Source organism: Mesorhizobium sp. B2-6-4, from assembly GCF_006441495.1.
Taxonomy (GTDB): domain Bacteria; phylum Pseudomonadota; class Alphaproteobacteria; order Rhizobiales; family Rhizobiaceae; genus Mesorhizobium.
The window spans coordinates 264,679-277,117 of sequence record NZ_VFUE01000003.1; the positions used below are offsets into that span (position 1 = coordinate 264,679).

Annotated in this window: 13 protein-coding genes; 10 read left to right on the forward strand and 3 right to left on the reverse strand. The window is 63.8% G+C overall.

The genetic code is table 11. The features are described from left to right. Nucleotides 1–78 precede the first annotated feature (78 nt). Nucleotides 79–1,011 carry a dimethylarginine dimethylaminohydrolase family protein gene (locus FJ426_RS05875; protein WP_140559433.1) on the reverse strand — a complete coding sequence of 311 codons (933 nt, stop codon included), beginning with the start codon at nucleotides 1,009–1,011 and terminating at the stop codon, nucleotides 79–81. Between the two features lie 28 nt (nucleotides 1,012–1,039). Beyond that, nucleotides 1,040–2,629 (reverse strand): amidohydrolase, encoded by a 1,590-nt coding sequence (locus FJ426_RS05880; protein ID WP_181168499.1) that lies wholly within the window; start codon nucleotides 2,627–2,629, stop codon nucleotides 1,040–1,042. A 75-nt stretch (nucleotides 2,630–2,704) separates the two neighbouring features. Between FJ426_RS05880 and FJ426_RS05885 the strand changes: the two genes are divergently transcribed. The 5 genes from FJ426_RS05885 to FJ426_RS05905 all read left to right on the forward strand — a co-directional run bounded on the left by FJ426_RS05885 (nucleotide 2,705) and on the right by FJ426_RS05905 (nucleotide 7,696). Next, the gene (locus tag FJ426_RS05885; RefSeq protein ID WP_140553936.1) at nucleotides 2,705–3,601 is read left to right on the forward strand and encodes a LysR substrate-binding domain-containing protein; all 897 of its coding nucleotides are present in this window, start codon (nucleotides 2,705–2,707) and stop codon (nucleotides 3,599–3,601) included. A gap of 158 nt (nucleotides 3,602–3,759) precedes the next feature. Beyond that, nucleotides 3,760–4,854, forward strand: a complete 1,095-nt coding sequence (locus FJ426_RS05890; RefSeq protein WP_140494713.1) for an ABC transporter ATP-binding protein — start codon at nucleotides 3,760–3,762, stop codon at nucleotides 4,852–4,854. 69 nt (nucleotides 4,855–4,923) lie between these two features. Then, entirely contained in the window at nucleotides 4,924–6,036 is a 1,113-nt protein-coding gene (locus FJ426_RS05895; protein ID WP_140494711.1) for an ABC transporter substrate-binding protein, read from the forward strand. A 16-nt stretch (nucleotides 6,037–6,052) separates the two neighbouring features. Further along, the gene (locus tag FJ426_RS05900) at nucleotides 6,053–6,886 is read left to right on the forward strand and encodes an ABC transporter permease (RefSeq protein WP_140559435.1); all 834 of its coding nucleotides are present in this window, start codon (nucleotides 6,053–6,055) and stop codon (nucleotides 6,884–6,886) included. A gap of 3 nt (nucleotides 6,887–6,889) precedes the next feature. Continuing rightward, nucleotides 6,890–7,696: an ABC transporter permease gene (locus tag FJ426_RS05905; protein ID WP_140559436.1), complete on the forward strand. Its 807-nt coding sequence runs from the start codon at nucleotides 6,890–6,892 to the stop codon at nucleotides 7,694–7,696. Between the two features lie 45 nt (nucleotides 7,697–7,741). Here the strand turns inward: FJ426_RS05905 and FJ426_RS05910 are convergent, their stop codons facing one another. Next, complete coding sequence (locus FJ426_RS05910) at nucleotides 7,742–8,530, reverse strand: fumarylacetoacetate hydrolase family protein (RefSeq protein WP_140520722.1); 789 nt, start codon at nucleotides 8,528–8,530, stop codon at nucleotides 7,742–7,744. Between the two features lie 256 nt (nucleotides 8,531–8,786). Here FJ426_RS05910 and FJ426_RS05915 point away from each other — a divergent pair, with 256 nt between their 5' ends. The 5 genes from FJ426_RS05915 to FJ426_RS05935 all read left to right on the forward strand — a co-directional run bounded on the left by FJ426_RS05915 (nucleotide 8,787) and on the right by FJ426_RS05935 (nucleotide 12,439). Next, on the forward strand, nucleotides 8,787–9,194 hold the full coding sequence (locus FJ426_RS05915) for a DUF3168 domain-containing protein (protein WP_140494704.1): 408 nt from the start codon (nucleotides 8,787–8,789) through the stop codon (nucleotides 9,192–9,194). 173 nt (nucleotides 9,195–9,367) lie between these two features. Further along, nucleotides 9,368–9,658: a hypothetical protein gene (locus tag FJ426_RS05920; protein WP_140494702.1), complete on the forward strand. Its 291-nt coding sequence runs from the start codon at nucleotides 9,368–9,370 to the stop codon at nucleotides 9,656–9,658. A 73-nt stretch (nucleotides 9,659–9,731) separates the two neighbouring features. After that, the gene (locus tag FJ426_RS05925; RefSeq protein ID WP_140494700.1) at nucleotides 9,732–10,397 is read left to right on the forward strand and encodes a response regulator transcription factor; all 666 of its coding nucleotides are present in this window, start codon (nucleotides 9,732–9,734) and stop codon (nucleotides 10,395–10,397) included. 28 nt (nucleotides 10,398–10,425) lie between these two features. Continuing rightward, nucleotides 10,426–11,814 carry an ATP-binding protein gene (locus FJ426_RS05930; RefSeq protein WP_281405479.1) on the forward strand — a complete coding sequence of 463 codons (1,389 nt, stop codon included), beginning with the start codon at nucleotides 10,426–10,428 and terminating at the stop codon, nucleotides 11,812–11,814. A 187-nt stretch (nucleotides 11,815–12,001) separates the two neighbouring features. Then, the gene (locus FJ426_RS05935; protein ID WP_140520719.1) at nucleotides 12,002–12,439 is read left to right on the forward strand and encodes a hypothetical protein; all 438 of its coding nucleotides are present in this window, start codon (nucleotides 12,002–12,004) and stop codon (nucleotides 12,437–12,439) included.

Consider the following 12,439-nt stretch of genomic DNA (forward strand, 5'->3'; position numbering starts at 1 on the left):
GATGGGGGCGGTTACAAACCGCCATTCACCCGCCTGACGCTGATCAGGCCGGCGAAGATGGGGGTTGCCGTTCCGGGCTCAGGCCGCCTCGCGTTTCAGCGCCTGCACCATGCAGTGGATGCCGCCGCCGGTCTTGGAGATCTCGCTCATGTCGACGGCCGCCACTTCGAAGCCGCGCGCCTTGAGTTGACCGATCAGCGACTGGCTGGATGTCGGCGCGATCACCCTGTCCTTGCCCAGCGACATGAAGTTGCAACCGAGCGCCATCGTGTCCTGGAACGGCACGTCGATGATCTCGTGCCCTTTGCCCCTCAGCCAGTCGACGATCCCCGGCTCGGTGCAGGCGAGGCAGACGGCGGTGAGTTTTTCGGCGATCGGCACCACCATCAGGTCGATATGGACATAGTACTCGTCGATGAAGGCGATACGTGTTTCCCAGCCCTCCTTCTCGAACCAGGCCTGTACCTGGCGGGCGCCTTCTTCCTGCGTGCGGGCGCCGCCGCAGCCGATCAGCACCACGCCGTCCTCGATGACGTTGAAATCGCCGCCCTCGAAGGTGCCTGCGGTGACCATGTCGTAGATCGGGATACCGAGTTTTTCATAGGTGCGGATGGCGGCGTAATTCTCGCCGCGCCGCCACCAATTGGCCATGGCGGTGATGATGGCGCCGTACGGCGTCATCACGCTCGAATCGCGGGAGTAGACCTGCATCGGCAGCTCCGGCGTCGGCTCGTGCCAGTGGATGTTGACGCCGAAATGCTCGTAGGCCGCGACCAGATCCTTGTGTTGTGCCTGCGCGATCTGGATGTTGCAGGGCGCCTCGCGCAGGTGCTTGCGCGACAGGGAGCTGGTCGAGAGATGGCGCAGGAAATTGGGCGAGCCGAGCAGCACGTCGGTCAAGACGTCGGTCTCGTTGGCGAAACCCCACGATGTCAGCGGCTTGGTGCCGCCGGCCGGGTTGCGGCGCTGCAGCGAAAACGGCTCGGCGATGATGCGGTCATGAACGGTCATGCGGTTCTCCTCGTATGGGCGTTTGCGGTCATAGCTTGCTTGGTATCCACCAGTCGCGGCCGCGCGGCGTGGTGACATATTCCGGCCAGCGGAAGTTGATGGGCGGATCGTAGTCGCAGAGCGGCGCGATCCAGGTCGAACCGCCAATGCCGCCGCCGGTTCGGGTGACGAACTCGTCCATCGCCATGTCGCGCGCGGCCTTGTCTTCCAGCAGGCGAAGGGCGGATAGCGCGACGGTCTTCGCCGCGCAGATGACCATCGGGTCGATGGTCGCCGGGATGCCACCCAGCGCGTTCATCGCCCAAGCTGGAAAAACATGACCGTTTGCCGAACGCAGGGCAGGGCGGGCGACATAGAAACGCGCCGTCGGCGCGTGCCAGCTCATGTCGGTGTAGTCGTCCGAGGTCGAGTTCACCTGCGACGGCGGCAGGTCGCGGCGCAGGATCGCCTCTGCCTCCTGTGGTGCAATCAGCCGCTCCAGTTCGTCGATGAAGGGGTTTTCGCTCGCCACCCCACCGGCATTGACCTGGATCTCGCGGGCGATCTTCTTCGCCGCCTCGTCCCAGCGGGGCGGGCCGACGCTCGCCAACGCCTCATAGGCGATCCCGGCCATGGCATGATTGGCCAGCCCCGGCCGCGACTTCGAAACCCAGTGCCGTTCGTAGCGGCAGCCGCTGATCGCGGCGGCGGCCGAGGCGTTTCGGTCGAGCACGGCGGTGACCTGCTCGGCCATGGCGATGGTCGGAACACGGATCATGTACTGGATCTCGGCAAGGCCTGCCGGCAGATTGTCGGCGGTGGCCTGGCCCGCCGTCAGGATCGCCTCGCTGATCGACCAGCCGCCCTGGTGCGGCAGCATGGAATCGCGCAGCGCCTTGGAGGCTATGTACATCGTCATCAGCGCGTCGTTGGCGCCGGGCGCGCGAACCGCCGAATGTGCTTGCGGGATCGGGGCGCCGTCGCCGGCGGCGCGTGCCCAATTCTCGGGCTCATCGCAGATGAAGCGATAGATCATCGCGTAGGCAGCGCCGCAATGGGTGTCCCAGCGCGCAGTGTTGCAGAGCGGCAGCATGTAGAAGGGATGGAAGGAGATCATGCCGGCTAGGCCGTCATAATAGCCTTTGGCTGCATGGATCGGTTTCGAGCCGCGCACCTTCTCCGCCGGCTCGCCGGTGAAGCGCAGCGTGCCTGCAATGCCGTGGCGCTGCATGGCGGCCTTGGTGGCGAGCAGACCGCCCAGGCTGGCCATGCCCAGGCCCGAGTGTGGATCGGTATGGCCGCCGGCTTCGGAACCGAGCCCGAGGCGTGGCCGCCTCACCGTGGCAGCGTCCTGGCAGTTGCCGGGCACGGCGTCATATTCGGCATACATGCCGATGGTCGGACCGTCCCCATTGGTCCAGTGGGCGCAGAAGGCCGTCGGCATGCCCGCGGAGCCTTCCTCGACCGCAAACCCCTCGCGCTTCAGCCGATCGACATACCAGTCTGCCGACTGGTACTCGCGCCAGGCAGTCTCGCCGAAGTCGAAGATGGTGCGCGTCCAGGCCGACAGCAGCGGCTGGATGCCGTCGAGGCAGGCAAGAGCGGTTTCTTGCGCCGATGTCGTCACCGGTTTTTCCATGCGCCAAAGAAAGCAGTGAAGCGGCTCGCCAAAAAGTGATATGTTTTCCCGGTTCGTGCAAATTCGGTTCACCTCTTGAGAATTCCATCGACGCAGGCGCTACGCGCCCTCGACAGTTTCGCCCGTCATGGCAGCGTCTGGCGCGCCGCCGACGAATTGCACCTCACCCGCAGTGCGGTCAGCCATCAATTGCGCTTGCTCGAACGCGACCTCGGCTTCGATCTGCTGGAGCGCATCGGCAAGGGCGTGGCGCTGACGCCGCGCGGCCAGCGCTATGCCGCGGACGTGCGCAAGGCGCTGACCGTGCTCGGCGACGCGGTGGCGCAAAACGCCGGCACCGGGGTCGGCGGCTCCTTCGCAGTCTCATGCACACCAGGCTTCGCCTCGCTGTTCTTGTGCACCCATATCGGCGAGTTCCGGCAGATGTATCCGGACGTGGCGCTGAGCATACTGACGCCCCGGCGGCTCGACGACGTCAGCAATCCGGACGCCGACGCCTTCATTGCCTTTGGCGTCGGCAACTGGCCGAACCGCGTGGTGGAACTGCTGTGCGAAATCTCGTTCACGCCGCTCTGCAGCCCGACGCTACTCAACAAAGTGGGCGGCTTTTCCAAGCCCGCCGACGTCCTGCGCGCCAACCTGCTGCATCTTGGCGATACGGAGGACTGGGCGCGCTGGCTGGCGCTGGCCAAGGTCGAGAACCCCGACACCGAGGGCGGCATCTTCTTTTCCGACATGAACCTCGTTTTCTCGGCGGCGATTGCCGGCCAGGGCATCGCCATGGGGGACGAGCTGACCAGCCGCCGGGCGCTGAGTGAGGGCCGGCTGGTCAAGCCGTTCGAGACCTCGATCCCGTCGCCGCGTTCCTATTTCCTGGTTTCCGAGCACGCCAAGGCGGGTCACCCTGTGCTGGAGGCGTTTGGGGGATGGTTGAGGTCGAAGCTATCGGAGAACAGGTTGCGGACATATTGAGATCAACTGATCTCCCCCAGGAGAGGTGAATTTCGCGGCTCCAGCGTCGCCGGCATTCGCTATAGATGAATCAAATTTGCCGATCAGGCGAAAACTATTCGGTTGCGGTGAGCCTTCGCGCTGCCTACGATTTCCCCAGCCACCAAGGAAGAGGCAGGATGCAGCAACCCGGCCGGGCCGCAGAGATCAAGGCGAACGGGATCGGCAAGAGCTTCGGCTCGTTCCGTGCGCTGGACAATCTGACGCTCAATATCGGCCGCGGCGAGTTTTTGACGCTGCTCGGCCCCTCCGGCTCCGGCAAGACCACCTTCCTGATGATCCTGGCCGGCTTCCTGCAGCCCAGCGAGGGCCGCCTGTTCAGCGACGGCGTCGATATTACCGACCGGCCGGCCGAACAGCGCGCCGCCGGCATGGTGTTCCAGGGCTATGCGCTCTTCCCGCATATGAGCGTCGAGCAAAACATCGCTTTTCCCCTCAAGGTTCGCAAGAAATCTGCCGCCGAGATCAAGCGTAGCGTCGGCGAGATGATAGAGCGCGTCGGTCTGCTCGGCCACGAGAAGAAGCTGCCGGCGCAGCTTTCCGGCGGCCAGCAACAACGCGTGGCGCTGGCCCGCGCGCTGGTGTTCGAGCCGGGCGTGCTTTTGCTCGACGAGCCGTTCTCGGCGCTGGACAAGAGCCTGCGCGGCCAGATGCAGGCCGAGATGAAACGTCTGCACCAGGAGACCGGCACCACCTTCGTCTTCGTCACCCACGACCAGAGCGAGGCGCTGGCGCTGTCCTCGCGTGTCGCCATCTTCAACCATGGCAAATTGTTGCAGGTCGGAGCGCCTGACGAGGTCTATGACCGGCCCGCCAACCGCTTCGTCGCCGAGTTCCTGGGCGAGATCAATATGCTGCCGCTGAAGGGCGTGCGCGTCGCCGACCATGGCGCGACCGCGCTCTGCGAAGACCGGGCAATCAAGCTGCGCGGCAACGCCGAAGCAGTGGATGGCAATGCCATCCTGGCGATCCGGCCAGAACATATGTCGATAGCGCGCGAGGCGGCGGCAGGCGAGAACGGCATAGCTGCCACCGCGATCGGATCGACCTATCTGGGCGCGGCGACCAAACTCGACCTTACGACACGCCAAGGTGCGAAGGTGACCGTCTCTGTGCCGAACGAGGTCGCGGCCGCGGCACTCAGCAAAGGCAATTCCGTCTGGCTGACCTGGCCGGCGGAAAAGGGTTTCCTCCTTCCGGACGGAGGGCAATGAGCACCGGCGCGGCCTGAATTCGCCGCACCGGATTCCGGATTCGATCAACGAAAACAAAGGGGAACTAACATGAACGATACCAAGAAACAGGCCATCGAAACGCTCTCCGAAAGGACAAGGCGCGGTGAGATCTCGCGCCGGCAATTCACGCAACTTGCAGGTCTCGTGCTTGCCGGCACGCCGCTGCTGCTGCGCTCGACCAAGTCCTTCGCCGCCGCGAAGGAACTGGTGCTGGTCAACTGGGGCGGCGACGCCATCACGGCTTACGACGCCGCCTATGGCCAGGCTTTCACCAAGGACACCGGCATCACCGTCAAGATGGATGGCTCCGGCCCGACCGAAGGGGCCATCGCGGCACAATTTAAAAGCGGTGCGCCGACCTGGGATCTTGTCGACGTCGACCCGTTCTCGGCCATCACGCTTGGCGCGCAAGGCATGCTCGAGCCGATCGACTACACAATAGTCGACAAGAAGAAGATGCGGCCGGGTTTCGGCTGGGATTACGCCGCCTCGACCTATTTCTTCTCTTATGTGATCGCCTACGATTCGCAGAAATACGGCAGCAATGCCCCGACCGGCATGGCCGATTTCTTCGACGTGAAGAAATTCCCCGGCAAGCGCTCCCTCTACAAATGGGGCGTGTCGAGCTGGGAGGCGGCTCTTCTCGCCGACGGCATCGCGCCGGCGTCGCTCTATCCGCTCGACCTCAAGCGCGCGCATGACAAGATCGCCGCGTTCAAGGAGAACGTCGTCGCCTATTGGGGCGGCGGCGCGGAAAGCCAGAGCGTGTTGCTCAACGGCGAAGCCTCGATGGCGATCGTCTGGTCGACGCGAGCCTCGCTGATCGAGCAGGATTCGGGCGGTCAGATCAAGTTCATCTGGGACCAGGGCCTGATTTCGCCCGGCGCACTGGCCGTGTTGAAGAACAACCCCGGCGGCAAGGACGCGGCGATGAAGTTCATCGCCAGCGCGCAGGACCCTGCAAAGCAGCTTGTCATGTTCGACAAGCTCGGTCAGGGCCCGGCCAACCCGGCTGCCGACGCTCTGGTTCCCGCCGACAAGAAGCGCATCAACCCGGTCGATCCCGAGAACATGAAGAAGCAGATCCCGCTCGACATGGACTGGTACGCCAAGAATTACGGGGCGGCGCTGGACGAATATACCAAGATCATCTCCGCCTGACCGGCGCTGGGCTGACATGAGAGGCGTTCTCTCGGATAGGATGGGCGCGGCGCTGTTGATGGCGCCGCTGCTCCTGTTCCTTGGCCTCGCCTATGCCTGGCCGTTCCTCGGCGTGGTGAAGTGGAGCTTCACGCTGCCGACGCCGGGGCTTGGCCAGTACGGCGCGCTGATAACCGACCCGCTGGTACAGTCGGTGTTCGTCCGCACGCTGCGCATCGCGGCGATCGTCACCGTTGTATCGGTTGCCGCTGCCTACGCCATCACCGTGGTCTGGGTGCGCGGCAGCCCGGCGCAGCGGGTGCTGGCCGAATTCTGCATCCTGGTGCCGTTCTGGATATCGGTGCTGACGCGCGCCTTCGGCTGGGTGGCGCTTCTCTCCAACCGCGGCCTGATCAACACCTGGCTGCAGTCGATCGGCTTCATTAGCGAACCGCTGACGCTGGTGCGCAACGAATTCGGCGTCATCGTCGGCATGACGCACTTCCTCATTCCTTTCGCCGTCTTTCCGCTGGCGTCTTCCATGCGCAGCCTCGACGAGCGTGTGCTGCTCGCCGCGCGCGGGCTGGGTTCCAGCCGCATGCGCACCTTCTGGACGGTGTTCGTGCCGATGACGCGCTCCGGCATCATCGGCTCCGCGCTGATCGTCTTCGTCTTCTCGCTCGGCTTCTTCGTCACGCCGGCGATCCTTGGCGGTGGCCGCAGCGTCATGATCGCCGAATTGATCTATCTCCGCATCTTCCAGAGCCCGGACTGGGGGCTGGGTGCTGCCATCAGCGTGGTGCTGGTGTTGTTCGTCGGCATCCTGATGGCGCTGCTCTTCCGCTACGTCAGACCGAAGCAATTGGTGTAGCCTATGCCGACCTATCGCCCCGGTCCCGTCTCGCTTGCCCTCGCCGTCATGGTGGCGCTGTTCCTGCTCCTGCCGCTGCTGGCCGTGATCCCGGTCTCGCTGACGCCCAGCCGGATGCTGGCGATGCCAACGGGCGAGTTGTCGCTGCGCCACTACCGCTCGCTGGTCGAGGATCCGCGCTGGCTTCAGTCCATCCTGCTCTCGATCAGGATCGGCATCGTCAGCAGTGTCATCTCGACGGTGCTGGCACTGTGCTTCAGCCTTGGCGTGTGGATGTTCCAGCCGCGCTTCACCGCGGCTCTGGTCGGCTTCGTGCTGTTGCCGATGGTGGTGCCGCCGGTGGTCTCGGCGGTGACGCTCTATTTCCTGCTCACCTCGATCTCCGGCGTCAGTTCCTTTTTCGGCTACGACACCTGGCTGGGTGTGGCCATGGCGCATTCGGTGATGACGGTGCCCTTCGCCACGGTGCTGATCCTGGTCTCCCTCAGCCAGCTTGACCGCCGTATCGACCTCGCAGCGCGTGGCCTTGGCGCCGCCGTCTGGGAGCGCGCCACGCGCATCATCATGCCCAACATCAAATTCGGCATCGTCACCGCGGCACTGCTGTCCTTCGTGCTCTCCTGGGAGGAAATCGGCGTCACGCTGTTCATCACCTCGGTCAACGCCATCACGCTGCCCAGGTTGATGTGGATGGGTCTGCGCGACAATATCGACCCGGCGATCGCGGCCCTTTCAGTGATCCTGATCGTCATCACCGTGCTGGTGCTTGCAGTGCGCAGCGTTGTGGTGCGGCTGCGTGGAGGACAATGACCGGGGGCCTGTCTGCCTCAGGGGATTGTCACAGGGGTAAAACTGCTAGCAGAAGCGCACCGAGACCCGGCCGAACCTGCCCAAATCGCCGATGACTTCGTCGCCGGCCTCGACATTTATCGGCGTCACGCAGGTGCCGGTTATCACCACTTGCCCCGGCTGGAGCGTTATGCCCAGCCCCGACAATTCGTTGACGATCCAGGTCAGCGCAACACGCGGATCGCCCAACACGGCTGCTCCTGATCCGATATGCTGCGACCTTCCAGAGACAGAAGCGGCCACCGGGTGCTTCGCGAAATCTACGTCACGCCAATCGTCTTCCGCCGCCTCGCCGATGACGAACAGATTGGCGCAGGCATTGTCGGCGATGAGCTGCGGCGCGCCGACAGCGCAGAAATCGTCATAGCGGGAGTCCGGTATTTCGATCGCCGGATGCAAACTCGCCACGGCGTCCACTACATCACCGATTTCATAAGGCGCCGGGCGAGGCGGCAACTGACGGCCGAACCGGAAGGCGAATTCGATCTCGGCGACACGCATCTTGCTTGTCGCCAGGGAAACGGAGCCACCGACCTCGACCGCCTTCTCGGCGAGGAGGCGCCCGGCCATCGGGCCGTCGACGTTGATATGCCGCTGGCCGGCCAGGCTGGTTGCCGCGATCTTCCAGCCGAAGAGCGGAGCCACTGAGCGATCCATGACGTGCGACTGGATGGCGTAGCCTTCGGCCCGCGTCTTCGGCCGCAATTCCTCGGGTATGGCGTCGAGGCGGGTGCCCTTGTCCCAATGGCCTACCAGGAGGCGCGACGCGGCCCTGGCCTTTTCTGGATCGAGCATGGTCAGCTCCTGAAATTAGGAAATGCTGCGCTGCCGGGTGTTGCTGATGCTTGCGGTGCGCAAAGGATACCCGCTATTCATCGTCGCTGACGAGATTGTCGGGAAGTCGTATTTTCGAGATCACCGACATTCATCATCGTGACAACGAATCGGCAATCGTGTTCGTTCGGTAAATGGCTATATATGGCAAAGCGTCTGGAGTGCGGAAGAGCTTCTGGCGAGCAGGGTCGATAGCGCACCGGGTGAGGGAGAAACGATGACGGCGCCCGGCGATTTGCAACAGGCACTGTTTCTGAGGCTAAAAAGCGATCCGTCCCTGTCGGCTCTGCTGGGCGGCGCCGGACTGCGCGAACAACCAACCGACAACGTCGCCTTTCCCTATGTGACATGCGGCCAGACCTGCGCCTTTGACTGGGACACCGGGGCCGAGAACCGCGACGATCAACTTATTACGCTGCATGTCTGGTCGAAGGCCCATGGCGAAGCCGAAACGCGGGCCATCATGGATGCCATCGAGGCGCGCCTTGCCGACGCGGTGCTGGAGGTCGGCGCTCGCGGCCAGACACGCCTGTCGCTCGAATTCAGCGAGGCGCGGTATGACGAGGAACTGCTTGTCCATCACGGCCTGCTGCGTTTTCGGGCGCTGACCCAGGAAAACGCCTGACGCGCGCTTTCAATATGAACGAAACGGAGTCTAGACTGGAACTTCATGGGTTTCATCGGGTTGGGCGGTGAAATCTCAATTTGTTTGTCTCGCATTGCAGGGGTGGCGAGCATGGTTTCAGCGGCGATCACCGTTCATTTCACGTTCAGCGCCGATGCGTTACAACGCTGGCCATGAGAACGCTTCGCTCCCATTTCCGAACCGCGACCCTGGCGCTCTGCGCGGGGCTGCTTGCGGTGCCGGCAAGCGTTGCGCCGGCAGCCGCGCAGGATGAATCGATTGTCGTGGCGGCGGCCGACTGCTACGCGATCGGCCAGCAGGTGGCCGAGCAGAATGGCGGGACGCTTGCCAAGGCCTCGCAGTCGACGCGAGGCGGGCAGCCGGTCTGCGTCATCGTCGTGCTCGTTCCGGGCAAGAACGGGCAGCGTCCGCGCCGCTCCGAGATCGTCGTCCCGCAGAACTGACCCCCCGTCGTTTCCCAGGCCGGCGGAATCGGCCTATAGCTGAAGCAATCGGTCAACAGGCAGTGGTCTTCGCATGCGCGTACTGGTCGTCGAGGATGACAAGGATCTCAACCGGCAGATATCGGATGCGCTGGTCGACGCCGGCTATGTCGTCGACCGGGCATATGACGGCGAGGAGGGCCATTTTCTCGGTGACACCGAGCCCTACGACGCGGTCGTGCTCGACATCGGCCTGCCGCAGATGGACGGCATCAGCGTGGTCGAGCGCTGGCGGCGCGGCGGCCGCAAGATGCCGGTGCTGATCCTGACCGCCCGCGACCGCTGGAGCGACAAGGTCTCCGGCATCGACGCCGGCGCGGACGACTATGTCACCAAGCCGTTCCACATCGAGGAGGTCCTGGCGCGGGTCAGGGCGCTGATCCGCCGCGCCGCCGGCCACGCCTCATCCGAACTGACCTGCGGGCCGCTACGCCTCGACACCAAGGCCTCGAAGGCCGATGTCGCCGGCGTGCCGTTGAAGCTGACATCGCATGAGTTCCGCCTGCTTGCCTACCTGATGCATCACATGGGCGAGGTCGTCTCGCGGACCGAACTGGTAGAGCATCTCTACGACCAGGATTTCGACCGCGATTCCAACACGATCGAGGTGTTTGTCGGACGGCTCCGCAAGAAAATGGGCATCGACATGATCGAAACCGTGCGCGGCATGGGTTATCGCATGCGTGAGCCGGAGGCGTAAGGCGGAACCGCTCCCTACCAACCCAACCGTGAGCAAGCGGCTCTCGCTGCGCTTGTGGCCGCGCTCGCTGACGTTCCGCGTCATCGCCTTTTCCACGGTCTGGGCGATCCTGACCCTCATCGTCATTTTCACCCTCATTACCACGCTGTACCGCCAGGCCAGCGAGCGCGGTTTCGACAGCCTACTTTCTGCGCATCTGTTCAACCTGATCGGCTCCATCGGCATTTCCGATACCGGCGCGCTCACCGGCGCTCCGGATCTCGGCGACCTCCGCTTCTCGGAACCGAATTCGGGCTGGTACTGGTCCGTCGAACCCGCTTCGGAAGGCGTGCACGGCAATCTCCACTCATCGTCGATGACCAGGACGATCCCGTCGCCCGATGTGGCGGACGTTCCCTTCAACGCCAATTTCCAGCGCAGCTACGCGGCGCAAGGCATCGATGGCGAGGAGTTGGTCGTGTTCGAGAGCGAATTCGTTCTCGATGCCAAGAACCGCGCCGCCCGCTTTCGCGTCATGGGCAACAAGACCGAACTGGAACAGGAGATCGCCACCTTCCAGCGCCGCCTCCTGACCTACCTTTCCCTGTTCGGCGTCGGCATGATCGCCATCAACGCCATCGCCATCCTGCTCGGCCTGCAACCGCTGCGAAGGGTCAGGGACGCGCTCGCCATGGTGCGCGAAGGCACCGCGCAAAGACTTGACGGCCAGTTTCCAGCCGAGATTGAACCGCTTGCCAACGAAACCAATGCCTTGATCGAGAACAACCGGCGTATCGTCGAGCGCTCGCGGACTCAGGTCGGCAATCTCGCCCATTCCCTGAAGACGCCGCTGGCGGTGCTGCTCAACGAGGGGCGGGCGCTTGGTGGCGCCAAGGGGCAACTGATCGCCGAACAGGCCGCTTCCATGCAGAAGCAGGTCGATCACTATCTCCAGCGCGCCCGCGTCGCGGCGCAGCGCGACAGCGTCGTCTACCGCACGCCGATAGCGCCGTTGGTGCAGCGCATGGTCAGGGTCTTGCAGAAGCTCAATCCGCAGACCAACCTGTCGTTGTCGCTGCCGCCGATCGAGATCGTCTTTGCCGGCGAGCGCGAGGACCTCGAGGAGTTGCTCGGCAATCTGCTCGAAAACGCGATGAAATGGGCGAAGAGCGCGGTTTCGGTTTCCGTCGTTCCCGTGGGCGACAAGGACGACAACATGTTCGAGATCGCCATCGAAGACAACGGGCCGGGCATACCCGAGGAAAAAGCGCGCGAAGCGTTGAAACGCGGACGACGCCTGGACGAGACCAAGCCGGGCACGGGTCTCGGCTTGGCCATTGTCGCCGACCTCGTCAACGAGTATGGAGGCATACTGCTGCTCGAACGGTCCGGCATGGGCGGATTGAAGGCGGTAGTGCGATTGCGGAGCCTTCAGTGATGCCTTTCCCCGGCCGATCGACATTGACGGACTGGGCATGTTATGGCGGCGCACCGATTGGCTCCGTAGCCGGCCCAACGGCCAAATTTCCGACAAATATCAACATTATAGGCTCGCCGACTTCTCCGATGACGCGGCCCCCGGCGCATCCATGACAGGCTCCAGCTCAAGAAAACCGGTTGTTGGCATGAAGATTCGCGTCGCACTTGTTTCCGCATTGATGGCCGTTTCCGGCTGCACCACCTTGGGCGGCAAGGCTCCCACCATCGCTGCGACGCCGGCCTCCACGCCACCCAGCAGCGGCAAAGTCGCCACGACGATCATTTCGGCGATGGGCGGCGGCCTCATCGGCGGGTCGGTCGGCAGCGGCCTTAGCGAAGCCGAGAAGCGCAGCGCGCTGGAGGCTGAATACAAGGCGCTCGAATACACCACGAGCGGCCAGAAGGTGACGTGGAAGGGCACCCAGGCGTCCCGCTATGGCGAAGTGGTTCCGGCTCAGCCCTACCGCGTCGGCTCACAGGACTGCCGCCAGTACACGCAGACCGTCTTTACCGGCGGGGCAGGCGTCACGGCGCGTGGAACGGCTTGCCGCAACGCCGATGGCAGTTGGACGCCGCTCACCTGA

Excerpts from the sequence above, each read along its gene's own strand:
- FJ426_RS05875 (WP_140559433.1), bottom strand. The coding sequence starts at position 1,011 with ATGACCGTTCATGACCGCATCATCGCCGAGCCGTTTTCGCTGCAGCGC.
- FJ426_RS05880 (WP_181168499.1), bottom strand. The coding sequence starts at position 2,629 with ATGGAAAAACCGGTGACGACATCGGCGCAAGAAACCGCTCTTGCCTGC.
- FJ426_RS05890 (WP_140494713.1), top strand. The coding sequence starts at position 3,760 with ATGCAGCAACCCGGCCGGGCCGCAGAGATCAAGGCGAACGGGATCGGC.
- FJ426_RS05895 (WP_140494711.1), top strand. The coding sequence starts at position 4,924 with ATGAACGATACCAAGAAACAGGCCATCGAAACGCTCTCCGAAAGGACA.
- FJ426_RS05900 (WP_140559435.1), top strand. The coding sequence starts at position 6,053 with ATGAGAGGCGTTCTCTCGGATAGGATGGGCGCGGCGCTGTTGATGGCG.
- FJ426_RS05905 (WP_140559436.1), top strand. The coding sequence starts at position 6,890 with ATGCCGACCTATCGCCCCGGTCCCGTCTCGCTTGCCCTCGCCGTCATG.
- FJ426_RS05910 (WP_140520722.1), bottom strand. The coding sequence starts at position 8,530 with ATGCTCGATCCAGAAAAGGCCAGGGCCGCGTCGCGCCTCCTGGTAGGC.
- FJ426_RS05915 (WP_140494704.1), top strand. The coding sequence starts at position 8,787 with ATGACGGCGCCCGGCGATTTGCAACAGGCACTGTTTCTGAGGCTAAAA.
- FJ426_RS05920 (WP_140494702.1), top strand. The coding sequence starts at position 9,368 with ATGAGAACGCTTCGCTCCCATTTCCGAACCGCGACCCTGGCGCTCTGC.
- FJ426_RS05925 (WP_140494700.1), top strand. The coding sequence starts at position 9,732 with ATGCGCGTACTGGTCGTCGAGGATGACAAGGATCTCAACCGGCAGATA.
- FJ426_RS05935 (WP_140520719.1), top strand. The coding sequence starts at position 12,002 with ATGAAGATTCGCGTCGCACTTGTTTCCGCATTGATGGCCGTTTCCGGC.